This window comes from Pseudomonas gingeri (genome assembly GCF_013386165.1).
Taxonomy (GTDB): domain Bacteria; phylum Pseudomonadota; class Gammaproteobacteria; order Pseudomonadales; family Pseudomonadaceae; genus Aquipseudomonas; species Aquipseudomonas gingeri_C.
On the sequence record NZ_JACAOS010000018.1, the window covers coordinates 398336 to 418767 of the forward strand.

Sequence of the window (20432 nt, forward strand, 5' to 3'; positions counted from 1 at the left end):
CCGGTCGGCGGCAATCGATTGGCGGGTCATCAAAAAATAAGTTACTGTATGTTTATACAGTTTTCGTTCCGGTGTTGGGACAGGATGCCCACCCTGGCGTGCGCACCCGGGAACGGAATCCAGAGAGATAAAGAGGGTTAAAGCATGCTCAATGTCGAACAATTGAAATCCAGCGTGAACCGCATGTCCGCTGATGTGGTGCGTGAAGCGGTACTCGAATTGCGCCTGGACGGGCTGGTAACGGAAGGCAAGACACCCTTCAACAAGTTGCATTTCAATACCTGTTTCGCAGAAATCGAAGCGCTGTTCCAGCGCGCGGGTTATCACCGGCAACTGGATGTGGTGGGTTACCAGGGCCTGATGTACGCGCTCTACGATCCAGGACGCTGGGAGGCGGTGGATGTGTTGCGCTGGCTGAAGGACTACACCGAGGCGGCCGGTGCAAAGTTGCTGGGAGGCAAGATCGCCTCGGGCTGAGGCTCTGGCAGGGAGGCTGGCGTGCGGATTGCGTTGCCCTAGGTTCTGCCGGGGTCTTGCGGGATAATGCCGGCTTGCCCAGCCGTTCGAGTCCTGCCATGTCCGCCTTGCCCTTCAATGCCGCCGAGCACCAGGCCAGTACCTTGTACCTGCCACCCGGTTCGTGGGCCACGGTGCTGGATTGTCTGTGTGAACACTTCCAGGCGATCAGCCGCGAGCAATGGCTCGACCGCATTGCCCGTGGCCGGGTCCTGGACGCCGGGGGCGTGGCCATCAGCGCGCAGTTGCCTTATCGCGAGGGCCTGCGGATTCACTACTTTCGCGAGGTGCCGAACGAGACACCGATTCCGGTGATCGAGACGATCCTCTACGCCGATGAGCATCTGGTGGTGGCCGACAAGCCGCATTTCCTGCCGGTGACGCCGGCCGGCGAGTATGTCGAGCAAACCTTGTTGCGGCGCCTGATCCACCGTCTGGACAACCCGAATCTGGTGCCGCTGCACCGCATCGACCGGCACACTGCGGGCCTGGTACTGTTCTCGGCCAATCCCGCCAGTCGTTCGGCCTATCAGACGCTGTTTCCGACACGGCAGATTGAAAAACGCTACGAGGCGATTGCCCGGGCCTTGCCGAACCTGTCGTTTCCGTTGGTGCATAAAAGCCGGCTGGTGGAGGGCGAGCCGTTTTTTCGCATGCGCGAAGGGTCCGGCACCAGCAATACCGAAACCGCGGTCGAGGTTGTGGAGAAGAACGGCGAGCTGTGGCGCTACGGGCTGTATCCGGTGACGGGCAAGAAGCACCAGTTGCGGGTGCACATGGCGGCACTCGGCGCGGGCATCTGCAATGATCCGTTTTATCCACAGGTGCTCAAGGACGCCGTGGATGACTATGCCAACCCCCTCAAGCTGTTGGCCCAGGGTTTGCGCTTTCGCGACCCGATCAGTGGTCAGGAGCGCCACTTCGAGAGCGAAATCGTCCTGCGCTGGTGACACCTGCGGCCGTCAATGGCAGGTCTGGGCCTGGGCTGCGCTCACCGCCGCCCGCAGGCCGAGCAGGTAGCTGTCGACGCCGAAACCACAGATCTGTCCCCGGGCCACTTCGGCCAGCACCGACGGTTGGTGCAAGGGTTCGTTGCGATGGATATTGGCCATGTACAACTCGATCACCGGCACTGACAAGTGTGACAGGGCGTCGCGAATATCGTAGCTGCTCTGGGCCCAGGCGCCGGCATTGATCAGCACCGCGTCCACCTGTTCACGGGCGCCCTGGCGGATACGGATGCACATGGCCCCCTCGCTGTTGGTCTGGAAACTGGTGACATCCACGTCCAGCTCCCTGGCCAGCGTGCGCAGGCGCGCGTCGATCTGTTCCAGGGTGATGCCTGCATGGCGGATCGGCTCACACTTGCCGAACAGGTGGTGATTGAGGCCGTGCAGCATGAGGACTTTCATGATTCAGCTACCGGAAGTGGAATGAGCCCGGATGAGGGATTCTTACAGGATAGGCCGTACCCGAGGGTTGTGCCTGCTGGCTGTCGCTGTTGGGCAGAAACGACAGAGCCCGCGCAAGGCGGGCTCTGTGCTGCAAGCATCGAAGGGCTTACAGCTCTTTGACGGTACGCACCTGGTCCTTGTTGATGCGGGTTTTTTTACCGTCCAGTTGCTTGAATTCGTAGAACCCTGAGTCTTCGTCGTATTTCGGGGTGTCCACCGCCTGGATTTCACGTCCGTCATTCAGGGTGATCACCGTCGGCGACGAGCAGCCGGCGAGGCCAGCCAGGGCGGTTGTCAGCAGGAGTGCGGCAAGAGTCCGTTGCGTCATGGTACTTCTCCGGAAAAGGGTGTTTTTTGAGGATAGCGTCGATTGATGTCAGAGCTGATGTATTACAACGCTGCTTGATAGTTTCTGACGGACATAGGCTCAGCAAGTTCCTTACGAGGCCTCATCAGAGGCGTGAATCGAGGGCTTCAGCAGCTCCGGGGTGTTCAGATTGGCCAGCCTCGGATCCCCGATCGGGCACTCCAGGGCCTGGGCCTGCAGTTGCAGCATGACCTGTCGCGGGCTGCGTTCGCCCAGGGCCCAGGCCTTTTCGAAGACCCCGGCGTGGGCCGTGGGGATCACGCATAACAGCGGTTCCCAGTGTTCGCCTTGGCGCAGCATCAGCGGTCGGGTCGGATCACGCTGAACGGCGTCGAGCATGGCCGTGAGCAGCGCGGCGTCGATCTGCGGCACATCGCAGGGCAGCACCAGCAGATGCCCGTGGCGTGCCACCGCGAGGCCTGCGCGAATGCCGGCCAGGGGACCGGGAAAGTCGTTGTCGTCGTCGCTCACCAGCCGGTCGGCATAGGCCGCGTAGCGCTCCGGGTTGCGGTTGCAGGAAATGATCAGGTCATCGGTGAACGCTCGCGCCACGGCGTGCAGATGGGCGATCAGCGGCTGTCCGCGCCATTCCAGCAAGCCTTTGTCCTGGCCGCCCATGCGTTGGCCACGACCGCCGGCCAGGAGCAGAATGGAAAGGTCGTTCACGGGCATGGGCAGTCTCGGCAGCAGCGATAAAAACGGACGCTGTGATATAACACCGGGCTGTTCTTCCTTACAACTGGACCGAGCCTATGAAAGCCAAGGCTGATACACCTTTCGTACCGCTGAACATCGCGGTCTTGACTGTCAGTGACACCCGTACCTTTGATAACGACACCTCGGGGCAGGTCTTCGTCGACCGCCTGACCGCCGCCGGGCACCGTCTCGCCGAGCGGGTCTTGCTCAAGGACGACCTGTACCGGATTCGCGCGCAGGTCGCCAGCTGGATCGCCGAAGACGTGGTTCAGGTCGTGCTGATCACTGGCGGCACCGGTTTTACCGGCCGTGACAGCACCCCGGAAGCCGTGACCTGCCTGCTGGACAAACAGGTCGACGGTTTTGGCGAACTGTTCCGGCAGATCTCCGTCGCGGATATCGGCACTTCCACCGTGCAGTCCCGGGCGCTGGCCGGCCTGGCCAACGGCACCCTGGTCTGCTGCCTGCCGGGTTCGACCAACGCGGTGCGCACCGGCTGGGACGGGATCCTGGCCGAGCAGTTGGACTCGCGCCATCGCCCGTGCAACTTCGTCCCTCATCTGAAACAGGCAGAACCTTGTGAATCCCGCGGGTAAGCCGGGCAAGCTCGGTGCGTTGATGCCGGTGGAAGTCGCCCTGGCCCGGCTATTGGCGCTGGCCGAGGCGGCGCCGATCCGCGAGGCGCAGCGCGTGCCATTGGCACAGGTCGATGGCCGGGTGTTGGCCGAGGACCTGGTTTCCAGTCTTGACCTGCCGCCCTGGCCCAACAGCGCCATGGACGGTTATGCCTTGCGCCTGGCCGATTGGCACGGCGAACCGCTGCCGGTCAGCCAGCGGATCTTTGCCGGGCAGGCTCCCGAGCCTTTGCAGGCGGGAACCTGCGCGCGGATCTTTACCGGCGCCCCGGTGCCGGCGGGGGCCGATTGCGTCGAAATGCAGGAAAACGCCGAGGTGCTCGCCGATGGGCGGGTGCGCTTTATCGAAACGCTGGTGGTTGAGCAGAATATCCGCCCCCAGGGCCAGGAAACCACCGTGGGTGAGGTGGTGTTGGCCGCCGGGACCCGATTGGGGCCGATTGAACAGGGGCTGGCGGCGTCCCTCGGCTGTGCCGAACTGAACGTGGTGCGGCGGGTGCGGGTGGCCGTGCTGTCCACCGGCGACGAGCTGGTCGAACCGGGCCAGCCGCTGGGGCCGGGACAGATCTACAACAGCAACCGTGTGTTGCTGTGCAGCTGGTTGACGCGCCAGGGTTGCGAGGTAGTGGATGCCGGGATCCTGCCGGATGATCTGGAGGCGACCCGCCAGCGCCTGACACAGTTGGGCGATGTCGACCTGATCCTGTCCACGGGCGGGGTCTCGGTGGGCGAAGCGGACTTTCTCGGGATCGCCTTGCGTGAGGCGGGCGAGCTGGAGCTGTGGAAGCTGGCGATCAAACCGGGCAAGCCCCTGACCTTCGGGCATTTCCGTGGCGTGCCGGTGATCGGCTTGCCGGGCAATCCGGCTTCGACCCTGGTGACCTTCGCGCTGTTGGCCCGGCCTTATCTGTTGCGCCGTCAGGGCGTGCAGGAGGTGCAGCCGTTGCAGTTCAAGGTGCCGGCCGGGTTTGTCTGGCCCAAGCCGGGCAATCGCCGCGAATACCTGCGTGGCCGCCTGGAAAACGGCCGGGCGATCATCTACCGCAACCAGAGCTCCGGCGTGCTGCGCAGCGCGGCCTGGGCCGAGGGGCTGGTCGAGGTGCTGGAAGAGAGCACCCTGGTGGAAGGCGATTGGGTGAACTTTATTCCGCTGAGCGAAGTGCTGGGCTAGGCCGACGATATTTCACGCTGAAACGCCGTACTTGTAGGAGCCGGCTTGCTGGCGATAGCGATTCTCCAGGCGACAACGATGTCGGCTGTCAGATTGCATCGTCAGCAAGCCGGCTCCTACAGGGATCGTGTTGAGTCCAGTCGAATCAGCCTTCCAGCGACCCACCCGCCAGCGCGCACAGCTGGATCGGGTCGAGGATATGGATTTCCTTGCCTTCGGCGGCAATCAACTCATTGGTCTGAAAGCGGGTAAAGACCCGCGAGACGGTTTCCACCGCCAGCCCCAGGTAGTTGCCGATCTCGTTGCGCGACATGCTCAGGCGGAACTGGTTGGCCGAGAAGCCCCGGGCGCGGAAACGCGCCGACAGGTTGACCAGGAACGTCGCGATGCGCTCATCCGCGGTCTTTTTCGACAGCAACAACATCATTTGCTGGTCATCACGAATTTCCCTGCTCATCACCCGCATCAACTGGCGGCGCAGCTGCGGCAGTTGCAGGGCCAGTTCGTCCAGGCGCTCGAAGGGAATCTCGCAGACCGAGGTGGTTTCCAGCGCCTGGGCCGAGACCGGGTAGGTTTCGGTGTCCATCCCCGACAGGCCGACCAGCTCGCTCGGCAAATGAAAACCAGTGATCTGTTCTTCGCCGCCATCACTCAGGCTGAAGGTCTTCAGTGCACCGGAGCGCACCGCATAGACCGACCCGAACGTATCGCCCTGACGAAACAGGAACTCGCCTTTCTTCAGTGGTCGGCCGCGCTTGACGATTTCGTCCAGCGCATCCATGTCCTCCAGATTCAGCGAAAGTGGCAGGCAGAGAGGGGCCAGGCTGCAATCCTTGCAATGGGCCTGACTGTGGGTGCGCAATTTCACGGGCTCGGACATTTCTTAAATCCTTGTGGGAAAACACACATAAGACGTAAGGGTAACCCAGCAAGGGCCGCTCGGACCAGCCTGCGCCAAAATGGCGCACCTGTTTCGCAGGCCACCGTGACCTTTCCGGTGGGTTTTGCCTGAGCCGTGCTCCACAGATCCGCGGCCTGGCAACCCAGCGCCACCCGATCCTTCAGATCACCCGTGAAAAACGCTGGCGGTTCTGCTGTTCCAGGTAGGCATCGAACACCATGCACACCGACCGCACCAACAGGCGTCCCGCTGGCAGCACCGTGAGCCGCTCGCGGTCGAGTTCGATCAGGCCGTCCGCGGACATTTCCGTCAGACGGGGCCAGAGCGCGGCGAAGTAACCGCCGAAGTCGATATTGAACTGGCGCTCGATAGCGGCGAATTCCAGGCTGAAGTTACAGATGATCTGCTGGATCACGGCCCGCCGCAGGCGGTCGTCGGCGTTGCACAGCAGGCCACGGCTGGTGGCCAGTTGCGCGCCGGCGAGGGTGTTGTGGTACTGGTTCAGGTCACTGCTGTTCTGGCAGTAGAGGTCGCCGATCTGGCTGATGGCCGACACGCCGAGGCCGATCAGGTCGCAATGGCCGTGGGTGGTATAGCCCTGGAAATTGCGTTGCAGGGTCGACTCCTCCTGGGCAATCGCCAGTTCGTCGTCGGGCAGGGCGAAGTGGTCCATGCCGATATAGCGGTAGCCGGCGGCGGTGAGTTGCTCGATGGTGCGGTGGAGCATTTCCAGCTTGTCGGCCGGGGCCGGCAACTCGTTGCCGTTGATCCGCCGCTGCGGCATGAAGCGCTCGGGCAGGTGGGCGTAGTTGAACACCGACAGGCGATCGGGTTGCAGGTTGATCACTTCGTCGACGGTGCGGGCGAAGTGATCCGGGGTCTGCTTGGGCAGGCCGTAGATCAGGTCGATATTGATCGAACGGAACTGCAGGGTCCGCGCCGCCTCGATGATCGCGCGGGTTTCCTCCAGGCTTTGCAGGCGGTTGACCGCCCGTTGCACAGTCGGGTCGAGGTCCTGCAGGCCGACGCTGACCCGGTTGAAACCCAGTTCGCGGAGCAGGCCCATGGTCGACCAGTCGGCTTCCCGCGGATCGATTTCGATGCCGTAGTCGCCGGAGTCGTCGTCCAGCAGGTTGAAGTGCTGGCGCAGGCAGGTCATCAGTTGCCGCAGTTCGTCATGGCTGAGAAAGGTCGGGGTGCCGCCGCCCAGGTGCAGTTGCTCGACTTTCTGCGCCGGGTTCAGGTGGCAGGCCACCAGTTGGATTTCCTGTTCCAGGCGTTGCAGGTAGGGCAGGGCGCGACCGCGGTCCTTGGTGATGATCTTGTTGCAGGCGCAGTAGTAGCAGATGTTCGCGCAGAACGGCACGTGCACATACAACGACAGGGGCCGCAGGGCCTTGCGGCTGTCGCGCAGGGCGTGGAGCAGGTCGAAGGTGCCGACCTGGCTGTTGAACTGCACGGCGGTGGGATAGGAGGTGTAGCGCGGTCCCGCGAGGTCGTAGCGGTGGATCAGATCTGAGTCCCAACGAATGGCGTCGAGCATGCGGGCGTTCCCCCGGATTGGCTGCAATATCCGGAGTCTAGGGGGATCGGGCAGGGGCCATGTTGATTTGCATCAAGGGTGCCTGGAGGCGATAACTGTAGATGCCGTCTTGCCTGCCAACGCGCCACGACGATCGACGCGGCCCTTGTAGGAGCCGGCTTGCTGGCGATGGTATCGACGCGGTGTTCTGTCAAACCGAGTCGCCTGGATCGCCAGCAAGCCGGCTCCTACAGATACGCGTTCCGGGTCTAGTGCCCCATCAGCCAATGCTGATGCGGTCCCGGCAAGGTCCACAGGCCGAACAGGATCACCAGCAGGCCACCGCTCATGCGCACGCTGCGTTTGCGCAGCACCGCCGTGACCCGTTCCGCCGCCAGCCCGGTGGCCAGCAGCACCGGCCAGGTGCCGAGGCCGAAAGCCAGCATCAACAAGCCACTGTCGACGGCGTTGCCCTGGCTCGCCGCCCAGAGCAGGGTGCTGTAGACCAATCCGCACGGCAGCCAGCCCCAGAGCGCGCCCAGCAGCAAGGCCCGGGGCAGGCTCGACACCGGCAGCAGGCGGTTGGCCAGCGGCTGGATATGCCGCCACAGGCCGCGTCCGAGGCTTTCTATGCGGGTCAGGCCGCTCCACCAGCCGGCGAGGTACAGGCCCATGCTGATCAACAGCAGGCCGGCGATCACCCGCAGAAACAGCGCCGCCGGACTGCTGGCCACGGCCCAGCCGGCCAGGCCGATCAGCAGGCCGGCGCTGGCATAGCTGAGAATGCGTCCGAGGTTGTAGGCCAGCAGCAGCCGGAAGCGTCGGCTGCGTTGTTCCTTGGGAATCGCCAGGGTCAGGGCGCCCATCAGGCCACCGCACATGCCCAGGCAATGACCGCCGCCAAGCAGGCCGAGAATCAGCGCCGAGACCAGCAGGGGCGCCAGCTCAAACATGGGGCGGGGCCTTGTCGTGCTTGTCCACGGTGGGCTTGACCTCTTCGACGGCGGCGGTGTGTTTCGGGTCCTGGTCGTCGAACAGGATGCTGTGGGCCGGGCCTTCGAGGTCGTCGTACTGGCCGCTGTCCACGGCCCAGAAGAAGATATAGACGGCGATGGCCACGATCAGCAGCGCGGCGGGGATCATCACGTAGAGAGCTGGCATGGGAACTCCGTGCCCGCGCGGCTCAGGCCGGCAGCGGGCTTTGCTTTTTCATAAACTATCACTTCCAGATCGCGTGAAAACGTAGCGAGCGAAGGAAAGGCAAGGCAAAAGCAGGCGAGGAAGCGGAGTTTACTGGTTGTAAATGAGCATTACTCACTTCGTTCGCCCTCCGGGCCGTCCTTCGGACGTTCTCACTTCGTTCGTCCGAGCCTGCTTTTAACGCAGCATTTCCGAGCGCAGTAGTTTTCACGTGATCTGGCGCGTTAGACGCAAGGCATTTAGGACCACGGTCAGCGAGCTGATGGACATGCCGATCGCGGCCCACACCGGGGTGACCCAGCCGAGGGCGGCGAACGGCAACATCAGGCCATTGTACAGGCTGGCCCAGATCAGGTTCTCGATGATAATCCGTCGGGTCCGTCGGGCCAGGCCGATGGCTTGCACCAGGGCGCCGAGGCGATTGGACAGCAGTACCGCGTCGGCGCTGGTCTTGGCCAGATCGGTGGCCGAACCCATGGCCACGCTGATATCGGCGGCGGCCAGGACCGGGACGTCATTTACCCCGTCACCGAGCATCAGCACCTTGTGACCCTGGCGATGCAGGCCCCGCAGCACCTGCAACTTGTCGTCCGGGCGCAGGCCGCCACGGGCTTCGTCGATACCCAGTTCGGCGGCGACGCTGGCGACCATCGGCGAGTTGTCGCCGGACAGCAGCAGCGTGCGCCAGCCCCGTGCGCGGCAAGCGTTCAGCAGCGCCGGGGCGTCGTCACGCAGGCGGTCATCGAGGACAAACCAGGCCAGTGGCCCACGGCGATCGCCGAGCAGCAGCCATTGTCCGGCCTCGTCTGGTGTCGGCGGCAGCGGGCAGGCGCCGAGTTCACAGACAAAGGCCGCCTGACCGATCCGCAGCCGGTGTTCACCGACCCGACCTTCAAGGCCGAGGCCGGGTGTGTTGTGAACCTCTTCGGCGGCTTGCGGAGCACGGCCAAAGGCCCGGGCGATCGGGTGTTCGGAACGGTTTTCGAGGGCGGCGGCGAGGCTCAGGCACTGCTCGCTGTCCAACTCGCGCAACGGGCGGATGGCGCGCAGGGTCAGGCGGCCTTCGGTGAGGGTGCCGGTCTTGTCGAAAATCACCGTGTCGATCTGGTTCAGGCCTTCGAGCACATGGCCTCGGGTCAACAGCAAGCCGAGTTTGTGCAGGGTGCCGGTGGCGGCGGTCAGGGCGGTCGGGGTGGCCAGCGACAGGGCGCAAGGGCAGGTGGCGACGAGCATCGCGAGGACGATCCAGAAGGCCCGGGTCGGGTCCAGTTGCCACCAGATCAGGCCGATGACGGCGGCGGCGATCAGCGAGAACAACAGGAACCATTGGGCGGCGCGGTCGGCGAGCTGCGCCAGGCGCGGTTTTTCACTCTGGGCGCGGTCGAGCAGGCGGACGATGGCGGACAGGCGGGTGTCCTGACCGAGGGCCAGGACCTCGACGGTCAGGGCGCTTTCGACGTTCAGGGTGCCGGCGGTGACGGCGTCTCCCGTTGTGCGCGGTTGCGGCAGGTACTCGCCGGTCAGCAGGGACTCATCGACACTCGATTGGCCTTCGACAATCCGCCCGTCGGCCGGCAACACGGCGCCGGGGTGCACCAGGACCCGCTCACCCAGGCGCAGTTCGCTGAGCAGAATGCGTTCGCTCTGGCCGTCAGTCCCCAGGCGCAGGCAGGACGCCGGCAGCAGGTTGACCAGTTGCGCGGTGGCGGCGGCGGTGCGCTCGCGGGCGCGGCGCTCCAGGTAGCGGCCGGCCAGCAGGAACAGGGCGAACATGCCCACGGCGTCGAAGTAGAGCTCGCCGACCCCGGTGATGGCGGTCCAGATCCCGGCGCCGTAGGCACTGCCGATGGCCAGGGAGACCGAGACATCCATGGTCAGGTGGCGGGTGCGCAAGTCGCGGAAGGCGCCGCGAAAGAACGGCGCACAGCTGTAGAAGACGATGGGTGTGGTCAGGAACAGCGCGACCCAGCGCAGGATGGTGTGCAGCTCCGGGCTCAGGTCGATATTGAATTCCGGCCAGGTCGCCATGGTCGCCATCATTGCCTGGAACCACAGCAGGCCGGCCAGGCCCAGTTGGCGCAGGGATCTGCGGTTTTCGCTGGCGAGCTGTTCGCTGGCCAGGTCGGCCTGATAGGGATGCGCGGCGTAGCCGATATGGCGCAATTCGCCTAGGATCTGGCTCAACGGCAGTTGGCCGTCCGCCCAGCGTACTTGCAGGCGGTGATTGGACAGGTTCAGCCGCGCCTCGGCCACGGCGGGCAGGCCGAGCAGGTGTTTTTCGATCAACCAGCCGCAGGCGGCACAACTGATGCCCTCCATCAGCAGGGTGGCTTCGGCGAGTTCGCCGTCGTGGCGGACAAAGGGTTGCTGCACGTCGGCGCGGTCATACAGCGCCAGTTCGTCCAGCAGTTGCACCGGCAGGCTCTCGGGGTTGGCCGAGGTTTCGCTGCGATGGCTGTAATAGTGCTCCAGGCCGCCGGCGACAATGGCCTGCGCCACCGCCTGGCAACCCGGGCAGCAGAGTTCGCGGGGCTCGCCCAGGACGACAGCGGTGAAGCGGCTGCCGGCGGGGACGGGCAGGGCGCAGTGGTAGCAGGGAGTCGGGTGGGTCATAGGCGCCGTCGGAGAATGTGGTCTTGCACCGCTGTCCCTTGTAGGAGCGAGCTTGCTCGCGAAAAAAGTCGCCGCGCCGCGGTCATTCAGACACCCCGCGTTATCGTTGACGTTCTTTTCGCGAGCAAGCTCGCTCCTACAGGGGACGGGGTCAGTCAGTTACATTTTACTTGGCGAGCTCTTCAGCACCTTGCAGCGGCTCATCGCCCAGCTTCAGATCCTTGTCCTGGCTGATCTGCTCTTCTTCGAACAGGCGCCAGGTCTTGTCACCCTCGACCCCGAGCAACTCGACGAAACGCCGACCTTCGATCTTGTCGGCCAGTTGCCCGATATAACGCCCCGGTTCGCTGGCACTGCGGTTCAGGGTGACCTTGCGATCCTTCTCCGGCTGGGTCGGCGAGATCAAATTCAGCTCGACGCTGGCCGGCTGGCTGTTGCCCAGCAGGCGCAGGTCGACTTCCCCGGTGACTTCATCCAGATGCACACTGGCATGCAACTTCAAACTCTGCGCCAGCAACTCACGGTCCAGGGAACGGTTGATGCCCTTGCCGGCCTCGTAGTAGTTGTCGTTGACCAGATTGTCCGGGTTCTTCACCGCAATGGTCACCATCGACAGGGTCAGGGTCACCGAGCAGGCCATGATCCCGATCAGGATCCAGGGCCAGAGGTGCTTGTACCAGGGGCTTGTGGCAGTGGCTGCGGGCATCGTGTCTTTCCTTAACGGATTTGCGGGCCGATGAATCGGCTCTTGGCTTCAATGTGAACGCTTTCGTCATCGGCATCGCGCAAGGTGAATTTCACCTCGTTGGTACTCGACGGCAGTTGCTCGGGGGCGCTGGACAGTTCCATCGGCATGCTGAAAATCTCGCCGGCCGCCACGTGGATTTCGCGTTTGCCCTGGAGTTTCAAGTCGGGCAGGCCGCTGGCGTCCAGAACATAGGTGTGGTCGCGCTGATCCTTGTTCATGATCTTCAGGCTGTAGACGTTTTCGATCCGCCCTTCGGCATTCTCACGGTACAGCACACGGTCCTTGCTGACGTCGAAGCCCACCAGCGAACGCATGAAGAACGCCGTCACCAGCAGGCCGATCATGGTCAGCAGGACCAGCGCATAACCGATCAGGCGCGGACGCAGGGTATGGGTCTTCTGCCCGGAAAGATTGTGTTCGGTGGTGTAGCTGATCAGCCCGCGGGGGTACTGCATCTTGTCCATGATGCTGTCGCAGGCGTCGACGCAGGCAGCGCAACCGATGCACTCGATCTGCAGGCCGTCACGGATGTCGATGCCGGTGGGGCAGACCTGCACGCACATCGTGCAATCGATGCAGTCACCCAGGCCCTGGGCCTTGTAGTCGGCGCCTTTCTTGCGCGGGCCACGGCCTTCGCCACGGCGCGGGTCGTAGGAGACGATCAGGGTGTCCTTGTCGAACATCACGCTCTGGAAGCGTGCATAGGGGCACATGTAGATGCACACCTGTTCGCGCAGCCAGCCGGCGTTGCCGTAGGTGGCGAGGGTGAAGAAGCCGACCCAGAAGTACGACCAACCATCGGCCTCGCCGGTGAAGAAGCTGATGACCAGTTCGCGGATCGGCGAGAAGTAGCCGACAAAGGTCATGCCGGTGACAAAGCCGATCAGCAGCCACAGGCTGTGCTTGGCGAACTTTCGCAGGAATTTGCTGGCCCCCATGGGCGCCTTGTCGAGCTTGATGCGCTGGTTGCGGTCGCCTTCGGTGACCTTTTCACACCACATGAAAATCCAGGTCCAGACGCTCTGCGGGCAGGTATAGCCGCACCAGACCCGACCGGCATAGACGGTGATGAAAAACAGGCCGAAGGCGGCGATGATCAACAGGCCCGAGAGCAGGATGAAGTCCTGGGGCCAGAAGGTCGCACCGAAGATGAAGAACTTGCGCTCGGGCAGGTTCCACCACACCGCCTGGTGACCACCCCAGTTCAGCCACACCGTCCCGAAGTACAGCAGGAACAAGGCGGCACCGCCGGCCATGCGCAGGTTGCGGAACAGGCCGGTGAAGGCGCGGGTGTAGATTTTTTCTCGCGAAGCGTAGAGGTCGACGGTTTCGGTGGCGTGTTTGGCAGGTGGCGTGACGTCGTGTAGCGGAATCTGGTTGCTCATCATTGCGTCCCACGGCTGGGGGAAATGCCTCGGTCAGTACGTGCCGACCGCGATCAGAAAGAGTAGTGCAATGGCGCAATGATACGCCGGTCCCTGCGCTCCAGGGGTGCGACCTTTGGTCACGTTGGGCGCGTGGCAAAAATGCTGTAGCGGATGTAACAAAGCATGACGCAGATCAATTGACTATAGATGATAGATCGTGGACAGGCTTGGCCTGGCCGTGTATCCGGATAGGTCTGGCCAGGTGTTTTTCCGCCATTGGAAACGGCGGGCGTGTCATGAAAAACGGCCTCGCCAGTGTCACTGGCGGGACCGTTGGGGCTTGCTCAAACGCGCTTATTCGGCGGGTTTGTTATCACCATGGGACAAGCTGTAGACGTAGGCGGCGAGCAAGTGCACCTTGTCGTTGCCCTGCAACTGCGCCTGGGCCGGCATCTGCCCCTGGCGACCATAACGGATGGTCTGTTGCAGTTGCGCAAAGCTTGAACCGTAGATGAACGCGGCCGGGTGCGTCAGGTTCGGCGCGCCCATGGCCGGGGTGCCCTTGCCTTCAGGACCGTGACAGGCCACGCAGTTGGTGGCGAAGAGTTTCTGCCCGGCCACCGGATCGGCCTTGGCCCCTTCCGGCAGCTTGCGCCCATCCAGGTTGGTCAGCACGAACGAGGCGACATCGGCCACGCCCTGTTCGCCGATGACTTCGGCCCAGGCCGGCATCACCGCATGTCGACCGCCCATGATGGTGGTCTTGATGGTTTCCGGCTCGCCGCCCCAGCGCCAGTCTTCATCGGTCAGGTTGGGGAAACCGTAGGCGCCCTTGGCGTCGGAGCCGTGACACACCGAGCAGTTGGAGGCGAACAGGCGCGCGCCCATCTTCAGCGCTTGCGGATCCTTGGCCACGGCTTCGATGGGCATGGCGGCGTACTTGGCGAAGATCGGTCCGAACCTGGCATCCGAACGGGCCATTTCCTTCTCCCACTCGTGCACGCCGGTCCAGCCGCTCTGGCCATTGGCGAAGGGCGTCTGCTTATCGTTATCGAGGTAGCTGTAGCCCGGCAGCAGGCCTTTCCAGTTGCCCAGGCCCGGGTACAAAACCAGGTAGCCGAGGGCGAAGATGATGGTGCCGACGAACAGCATGAACCACCATTTGGGCAGCGGGTTGTCGTACTCCTCGATACCGTCGAAGGAGTGGCCAACCGTTTCTTCGGTCTGCTCGGCGCGCTGACCCTTGCGGGTGGACAGCAGCAACCAGGTCAGGGCGAAGATGGTACCCAGAGTGAGGACTGTGACGTACAGACTCCAGAACATAGTCATTCTTTGTTACTCCTAGAGGCTTTTTCGACCTGCTTGATGGCTTCGGGGTCATCGGCGAAAGGCAACAGGGTTGCGTCGTCGAATTCCGACTTGCGCCGCGGGCTGAATACCCACAGCGCCAGGCCGATAAAAGCCACCATCACCACCAGGGTGCCCAGGCCACGAATCATCCCGATATCCATCCAGATCACCGTTTGCTTTTGATGATGGTGCCCAGGCCTTGCAGGTAGGCCACCAGCGCGTCCATTTCAGTCTTGCCCTTCACGGCATCCTTGGCACCGGCGATGTCTTCGTCGGTGTAAGGCACGCCTAGGGTGCGCAGGACTTCCATTTTCTTCGCGGTGTCCTTGCCGTCGAGCTTGTTTTCCACCAGGAACGGATAAGCCGGCATTTTCGACTCGGGCACGACGTTGCGCGGGTTGTACAGGTGCGCGCGGTGCCAGTCATCGGAGTAACGCCCACCGACCCGGGCCAGGTCCGGCCCGGTACGCTTGGAACCCCAGAGGAACGGGTGGTCCCAGACGCTCTCGCCGGCCACCGAGTAGTGGCCGTAGCGTTCGGTTTCGGCGCGGAACGGACGGATCATCTGCGAGTGGCAGCCGACACAACCGTTGGCGATAAAGACGTCGCGGCCTTCCAGTTCCAGGGCCGGGCGCGGCTTCATGCCTTCGACCGGCTTGTTGGTGACGTCCTGGAAAAACAACGGGACGATCTGCGTCAGGCCGCCGATGCTCACGGCGATAACCATGAAGAAGGCCAGCAGGCCGATATTTTTCTCGACTACTTCGTGCTTCATCAGTGAGCTCCAGCGACAGCGATCTGAGCGGCGGCTTCAGCTTCAGCCGGGTCCGAGGCGCGAACGGTACGGAACACGTTGTAGGCCATGAACAGCATGCCACTGGCGAAGAACGCACCGCCCACGGCGCGAACGATATAGCCGGGGTGGCTGGCTTGCAGGGCTTCGACGAAGGAATAGGTCAGCGTGCCGTCGTCGTTGATCGCACGCCACATCAGTCCCTGGGTGATGCCGTTGACCCACATCGAGGCGATGTAGAGCACGGTGCCGATGGTGGCGAGCCAGAAGTGCGCGTTGATCAGGCCGATGCTGTGCATCTGCGGACGCCCGAAGATTTTCGGGATCATGTGGTAGGTCGAGCCGATGGAGATCATCGCCACCCAACCCAGGGCCCCGGCGTGAACGTGGCCGATGGTCCAGTCGGTGTAGTGGGACAGCGAGTTGACGGTCTTGATCGCCATCATCGGCCCTTCGAAGGTCGACATGCCGTAGAACGCCAGGGACACCACCAGGAAGCGCAGGATCGGGTCGGTGCGCAGCTTATGCCAGGCGCCCGAGAGGGTCATCATGCCGTTGATCATGCCGCCCCAGCTCGGGGCCAGGAGGATGATCGACATCGCCATGCCCAGGGACTGGGCCCAGTCCGGCAGGGCGGTGTAGTGCAGGTGGTGCGGGCCGGCCCAGATATACAGGGTGATCAGTGCCCAGAAGTGGACGATGGACAGGCGATAGGAGTAGATCGGCCGCTCGGCCTGTTTCGGCACGAAGTAGTACATCATCCCGAGAAAACCCGTGGTCAGGAAGAAGCCCACGGCGTTGTGCCCGTACCACCACTGGATCATCGCGTCGGTCGCCCCGGCATAGGCCGAGTAGGACTTGAAGAAACTCACCGGCAAGGAGGCGTGGTTGACGATGTGCAGCATCGCGGTGACGACGATGAACGCGCCGTAGAACCAGTTGCCGACATAGATGTGCTTGGTCTTGCGCTTGACGATGGTGCCAAAGAACACCAGGGCGTAGACCACCCAGACAATCCCCAGCAGGATAGCCAGCGGCCATTCCAGTTCGGCGTATTCCTTGGTGGTGGTGTAACCCAGGGGCAGGGTGATCATGGCGCCGACGATGACCGCCTGCCAACCCCAGAAGTGGAAGGCCGCGAGGCCATCGGAGATCAGTCGTACCTGGCAGGTTCGCTGCACGACATAGTAGGAAGTGGCAAACAATGCACAACCACCGAAGGCGAAAATCACCAGGTTGGTGTGCAGCGGGCGAAGGCGTCCAAAACTCGTCCAGGGCAGACCGAAATTCAATTCCGGCCAGACCAGTTGCGAGGCAATGAAGACACCAAGCCCCATGCCAAGGATCCCCCAGACCACCGTCATGATGGCGAACTGGCGGACTACCTTATAGTTATAAGCAGTCGGACTGATTGCTGTGCTCATTCTAAGGTTCCACGGTTTAAGTATATTTATTAGGGGTGAAAATCGCTCGCAAGTATGGATAAAGCCTAGGGTCATTGCAACGCGGCATGACCTGGGTCAATACCGTGAGACGCTGATTCTGCGGCCTTTCCATGCTAGGTGTAAGGTCAAAACGTAGCCTCGAAAAGACCGGGATAGGCCGGCAGGCGAGGGGATACGGTTTGATCAAGGTGTGCAAAGCTTAGTACCGATTCCCGGGAGTGGGTAGGCGGACTAAAAGACAGGTGCGACACTGGGTCGCGCTCACGCGGGGAGCTGTCGCATCCTGACCGATGCGACAGGAAATATCCAGTCGTTATTGGGCTTTGTTTTCTCCTTGACTGCCATGGGAGAGGCTGAACACGTAAGCGGCCAGCAACTGTACTTTATCGTTACCCAGCTGCTCGCTCTGGGCCGGCATCTGGCCCTGGCGACCGTGCCGGATAGTCTGCTGCAATTGCGTCACGCTGCTGCCATAGATGAAGCCGGAAGGTTGGGTCAGGTCGGGGGCGCCCATGATCTGGCTGCCCTGGCCGGTGGCGCCATGGCAGGCGATGCAGGTGGTGCTGAAGGTTTGCCGGCCCGCCGCCAGGTCCGCCGTGGAATCCTGCGGCAGCGGTAGCTTGGCCAGGTCGTGACGGACATAGGCGGCGACGTTCTTCACCCCGTCCTCACCGAGGATTTCGCCCCAGGCCGGCATGGCCGCGATGCGTCCGCCCATGATGGTGGTCTTGATCGTGTCGGCACTGCCGCCCCAGCGCCAGATTTCATCGGCCAGGTTCGGGAAGCCGTAGGCGCCCTTGGCGTCCGAGCCATGGCACACCGCGCAGTTGGAGGCGAACAGGCGTCCGCCCATTTTCAGCGCTTGTGGGTCCTTGGCCACTTCCTCCACCGGCATGGCGGCGAACTTGGCGAAAATCGGTCCGAACTTGGCATCGGCCTTGTCCATCTCCTTTTCCCATTCGTGCACGCCGGTCCAGCCATTCTCGTAGCCGGGCAGGATGCCCTTCCAGTTACCCAGGCCCGGGTAGAGGATCAGGTAGCCGACGGCAAACACCAGGGTTCCGGCAAACAGCATGAACCACCACTGCGGCAACGGGTTGTCGTACTCCTCGATGCCGTCGAAGCTGTGGCCCATGGTCTGGTCGACGCTGCCCTTGGTTTCACCCTTGCGCGTGCCGATCAGCAACCAGGTCAGGCCGATCAGGCTGCCGATGGTCAGCACGCAGATATACGCACTCCAGAAGGTGGTCATGGCCGGGTGCTCCTTGTCACAGTGGAATCTTCAGGGGGGGCGGGAAGCGGCTCGTCATCGGCGAAGGGCAGCATGCAGGCTTCGGCGAATTCGGAGGTGCGCTTGGCGTTGAACACCCAGAGGGCCAGGCCGATAAAGGCGACGAACACCACCAGGGTGCCGAGGCCGCGGATCATTCCGCTACTCATGTCCATGACTCACCTCTTGCTCTTGATCGCAGTGCCGAGCACTTGCAGGTAGGCGACCAGGGCGTCCATCTCGCTCTTGCCCTTGACGCTGGCCACGGCGCCGGCGATGTCGTCGTCGGTATAGGGCACGCCCAGGGTGCGCATGGCCCGCAGCTTGGTTTCGGTCAGGCTGGTGTCCAGGGGATTGGCCACCAACCAGGGATAGGCCGGCATTTTCGACTCCGGCACCACGTTGCGCGGGTTGTACAGGTGGGCGCGGTGCCAGTCTTCCGAGTAGCGGCCGCCGACCCGGGCCAGATCCGGCCCGGTGCGCTTGGAACCCCAGAGGAACGGGTGGTCCCAGACGCTCTCACCGGCCACCGAGTAGTGCCCGTAGCGTTCGGTTTCGGCGCGGAACGGACGGATCATCTGCGAGTGGCAGCCGACGCAGCCTTCGCGGATGTAGATGTCACGGCCTTCCAGTTGCAGCGCGGTGTAGGGCTTCATGCCTTCGACCGGCTTGTTGGTGACGTCCTGGAAAAACAGCGGGACGATCTGCGTCAGGCCGCCGATGCTCACGGCGAACACCATCAGCAGCATCAGCAGGCCGACGTTCTTTTCAATCACTTCATGTTTCATGGCGAGCTCCTCAGGCCATCTGCGCGGCGGCGGTCAGGGCGGCGGGTTGCGCGCCGCGCACGGTGCGCCAGGTGTTGTAGGCCATCAGCCACATGCCGCTGAAGAAGATCGCCCCGCCGATCAGCCGGACGACGTAGCCGGGGTGGCTGGCCACCAGGGTTTCGACGAAGGAGTAGGTCAGCGTGCCGTCCTCGTTGACCGCGCGCCACATCAGGCCCTGGGCGATACCGTTGACCCACATCGAGGCGATGTAGAGCACGGTGCCGATGGTGGCGAGCCAGAAGTGCGCGTTGATCAGGCCGATGCTGTGCATCTGCGGGCGCCCGAAGATTTTCGGGATCATGTGGTAGAGCGCGCCGATGGAGATCATCGCCACCCAACCCAGGGCCCCGGCGTGAACGTGGCCGATGGTCCAGTCGGTGTAGTGGGAGAGGGCGTTGACGGTCTTGATCGCCATCATCGGCCCTTCGAAGGTCGACATGCCATAGAACGCCAGGGACACCACGAGGAAGCGCAGGATCGGGTCGCTGCGCAACTTATGCCAGGCCCCCGAGAGGGTCATCATGCCGTTGATCATGCCGCCCCAGCTCGGCGCCAGCAGGATCAGCGACATCACCATGCCCAGGGACTGCGCCCAGTCCGGCAGGGCGGTGTAGTGCAGGTGGTGTGGGCCGGCCCAGATATACAGGGTGATCAGCGCCCAGAAGTGAACGATGGACAGGCGATAGGAATACACCGGCCGCTCGGCCTGTTTCGGCACGAAGTAGTACATCATCCCGAGGAAACCGGCGGTCAGGAAGAAGCCCACCGCGTTGTGCCCGTACCACCACTGGACCATGGCGTCGGTGGCCCCGGCGTAGACCGAGTAGGACTTGGTCAGGCTGACCGGCAGCTCCAGGTTGTTGACGATATGCAGGATCGCCACGGTGATGATAAAGGCGCCGAAGAACCAGTTACCGACATAGATGTGCTTGGTGGTGCGCTTCATCAGCGTGCCGAAGAACACGATGGCGTAGGCGACCCAGACGATGGCGATGAGGATATCGATCGGCCATTCCAGTTCGGCGTATTCCTTGGAACTGGTGTAGCCCAGCGGCAGGCTGATGGCTGCCAGGACAATCACCAGTTGCCAGCCCCAGAAGGTGAACGCCGCGATCTTCGGCGAAAACAGCTGGGTCTGGCAGGTGCGTTGCACCGAGTAGTAGGAACTGGCGAACAGTGCGCAGCCACCGAAGGCGAAAATCACCGCATTGGTGTGCAACGGGCGCAGGCGGCCGAAGCTGGTCCACGGCAGGTTGAAGTTGAGTTCGGGCCAGACCAATTGGGCCGCGAGGAAAACCCCGAGCCCCATGCCGACGATGCCCCACACCACCGTCATAATGGCGAATTGGCGGACCACCTTGTAGTTGTAGGCGGTACTGATTGAAGTGTTCATGGTTCCCCATCCACGGTTCAGACCCGACCGACGTTGTTGCATTCGCGGGATCTGGAGTTATAGGCAGACTAAAAGCCAGCCAAGCATGGGCAAATAGCCAGCGGGTGGTATTGACGGGGGTCAATGGGGCAGGAATTGCCGGTGGCCACGGGGCCACCGGC

Annotated in this window: 22 protein-coding genes; 4 read left to right on the forward strand and 18 right to left on the reverse strand. The window is 62.9% G+C overall.

Annotated elements, in window-relative coordinates; genetic code table 11:
* Positions 1-144 precede the first annotated feature (144 nt).
* Both HX866_RS23500 and HX866_RS23505 read left to right on the forward strand, forming a co-directional pair.
* Positions 145-477: a transcriptional regulator gene (locus HX866_RS23500; RefSeq protein ID WP_177094997.1), complete on the forward strand. Its 333-nt coding sequence runs from the start codon at positions 145-147 to the stop codon at positions 475-477.
* Positions 478-575: 98 nt separating this feature from the next.
* Positions 576-1466, forward strand: coding sequence for a pseudouridine synthase (locus tag HX866_RS23505; protein ID WP_177140483.1), 891 nt, complete (start codon positions 576-578; stop codon positions 1464-1466).
* A 12-nt stretch (positions 1467-1478) separates the two neighbouring features.
* On the opposite strand, the gene HX866_RS23510 is transcribed toward HX866_RS23505, so the two are convergent.
* From HX866_RS23510 to mobA, 3 genes are all read right to left on the reverse strand, one after another.
* Positions 1479-1928, reverse strand: coding sequence for a type II 3-dehydroquinate dehydratase (locus HX866_RS23510; protein WP_177095000.1), 450 nt, complete (start codon positions 1926-1928; stop codon positions 1479-1481).
* A 148-nt stretch (positions 1929-2076) separates the two neighbouring features.
* Positions 2077-2298, reverse strand: coding sequence for a YgdI/YgdR family lipoprotein (locus HX866_RS23515; RefSeq protein WP_103499324.1), 222 nt, complete (start codon positions 2296-2298; stop codon positions 2077-2079).
* Between the two features lie 111 nt (positions 2299-2409).
* A complete protein-coding gene (gene mobA, locus HX866_RS23520; protein WP_177140484.1) occupies positions 2410-3009 on the reverse strand; it encodes a molybdenum cofactor guanylyltransferase MobA in 600 nt (199 codons plus the stop codon).
* An 80-nt stretch (positions 3010-3089) separates the two neighbouring features.
* On the opposite strand from mobA, the gene moaB reads away from it, so the two are divergent.
* Positions 3090-3629, forward strand: a complete 540-nt coding sequence (moaB, locus tag HX866_RS23525; protein WP_177125742.1) for a molybdenum cofactor biosynthesis protein B — start codon at positions 3090-3092, stop codon at positions 3627-3629.
* A gap of 22 nt (positions 3630-3651) precedes the next feature.
* The gene (locus HX866_RS23530; RefSeq protein ID WP_177140546.1) at positions 3652-4839 is read left to right on the forward strand and encodes a molybdopterin molybdotransferase MoeA; all 1188 of its coding nucleotides are present in this window, start codon (positions 3652-3654) and stop codon (positions 4837-4839) included.
* A gap of 145 nt (positions 4840-4984) precedes the next feature.
* On the opposite strand, the gene fnr is transcribed toward HX866_RS23530, so the two are convergent.
* From fnr to ccoN (HX866_RS23605), 15 genes are all read right to left on the reverse strand, one after another.
* Complete coding sequence (gene fnr, locus HX866_RS23535) at positions 4985-5719, reverse strand: fumarate/nitrate reduction transcriptional regulator Fnr (RefSeq protein WP_177095006.1); 735 nt, start codon at positions 5717-5719, stop codon at positions 4985-4987.
* 181 nt (positions 5720-5900) lie between these two features.
* Positions 5901-7283 (reverse strand): oxygen-independent coproporphyrinogen III oxidase, encoded by a 1383-nt coding sequence (gene hemN / locus HX866_RS23540; RefSeq protein WP_177140485.1) that lies wholly within the window; start codon positions 7281-7283, stop codon positions 5901-5903.
* A 248-nt stretch (positions 7284-7531) separates the two neighbouring features.
* Positions 7532-8215 (reverse strand): sulfite exporter TauE/SafE family protein, encoded by a 684-nt coding sequence (locus HX866_RS23545; protein ID WP_177095011.1) that lies wholly within the window; start codon positions 8213-8215, stop codon positions 7532-7534.
* Complete coding sequence (gene ccoS, locus HX866_RS23550) at positions 8208-8423, reverse strand: cbb3-type cytochrome oxidase assembly protein CcoS (protein WP_177095012.1); 216 nt, start codon at positions 8421-8423, stop codon at positions 8208-8210. The genes HX866_RS23545 and ccoS overlap by 8 nt, the downstream gene beginning before the upstream one ends.
* 246 nt (positions 8424-8669) lie before the next feature.
* The gene (locus tag HX866_RS23555; protein ID WP_177140486.1) at positions 8670-11075 is read right to left on the reverse strand and encodes a heavy metal translocating P-type ATPase; all 2406 of its coding nucleotides are present in this window, start codon (positions 11073-11075) and stop codon (positions 8670-8672) included.
* A gap of 166 nt (positions 11076-11241) precedes the next feature.
* The gene (locus tag HX866_RS23560; RefSeq protein WP_177095016.1) at positions 11242-11781 is read right to left on the reverse strand and encodes a FixH family protein; all 540 of its coding nucleotides are present in this window, start codon (positions 11779-11781) and stop codon (positions 11242-11244) included.
* An 11-nt stretch (positions 11782-11792) separates the two neighbouring features.
* The gene (ccoG, locus tag HX866_RS23565; protein ID WP_177140487.1) at positions 11793-13208 is read right to left on the reverse strand and encodes a cytochrome c oxidase accessory protein CcoG; all 1416 of its coding nucleotides are present in this window, start codon (positions 13206-13208) and stop codon (positions 11793-11795) included.
* Positions 13209-13544: 336 nt separating this feature from the next.
* The gene (gene ccoP, locus HX866_RS23570) at positions 13545-14519 is read right to left on the reverse strand and encodes a cytochrome-c oxidase, cbb3-type subunit III (RefSeq protein ID WP_177095020.1); all 975 of its coding nucleotides are present in this window, start codon (positions 14517-14519) and stop codon (positions 13545-13547) included.
* Entirely contained in the window at positions 14516-14701 is a 186-nt protein-coding gene (locus HX866_RS23575) for a CcoQ/FixQ family Cbb3-type cytochrome c oxidase assembly chaperone (RefSeq protein WP_040064652.1), read from the reverse strand. Before HX866_RS23575 ends, ccoP (HX866_RS23570) begins: the two co-directional genes overlap by 4 nt.
* 5 nt (positions 14702-14706) lie before the next feature.
* Complete coding sequence (gene ccoO, locus HX866_RS23580) at positions 14707-15315, reverse strand: cytochrome-c oxidase, cbb3-type subunit II (protein ID WP_121133055.1); 609 nt, start codon at positions 15313-15315, stop codon at positions 14707-14709.
* Positions 15315-16757, reverse strand: a complete 1443-nt coding sequence (gene ccoN / locus HX866_RS23585) for a cytochrome-c oxidase, cbb3-type subunit I (RefSeq protein WP_177095023.1) — start codon at positions 16755-16757, stop codon at positions 15315-15317. Before ccoN (HX866_RS23585) ends, ccoO (HX866_RS23580) begins: the two co-directional genes overlap by 1 nt.
* A gap of 334 nt (positions 16758-17091) precedes the next feature.
* A complete protein-coding gene (gene ccoP, locus HX866_RS23590) occupies positions 17092-18030 on the reverse strand; it encodes a cytochrome-c oxidase, cbb3-type subunit III (RefSeq protein ID WP_177140488.1) in 939 nt (312 codons plus the stop codon).
* The gene (locus HX866_RS23595) at positions 18027-18224 is read right to left on the reverse strand and encodes a cbb3-type cytochrome oxidase subunit 3 (RefSeq protein WP_177095027.1); all 198 of its coding nucleotides are present in this window, start codon (positions 18222-18224) and stop codon (positions 18027-18029) included. Before HX866_RS23595 ends, ccoP (HX866_RS23590) begins: the two co-directional genes overlap by 4 nt.
* Before the next feature lie 3 nt (positions 18225-18227).
* The gene (ccoO, locus tag HX866_RS23600) at positions 18228-18836 is read right to left on the reverse strand and encodes a cytochrome-c oxidase, cbb3-type subunit II (protein WP_177095029.1); all 609 of its coding nucleotides are present in this window, start codon (positions 18834-18836) and stop codon (positions 18228-18230) included.
* Positions 18837-18846: 10 nt separating this feature from the next.
* Complete coding sequence (ccoN, locus tag HX866_RS23605) at positions 18847-20271, reverse strand: cytochrome-c oxidase, cbb3-type subunit I (RefSeq protein ID WP_177095031.1); 1425 nt, start codon at positions 20269-20271, stop codon at positions 18847-18849.
* Positions 20272-20432 lie beyond the last annotated feature (161 nt).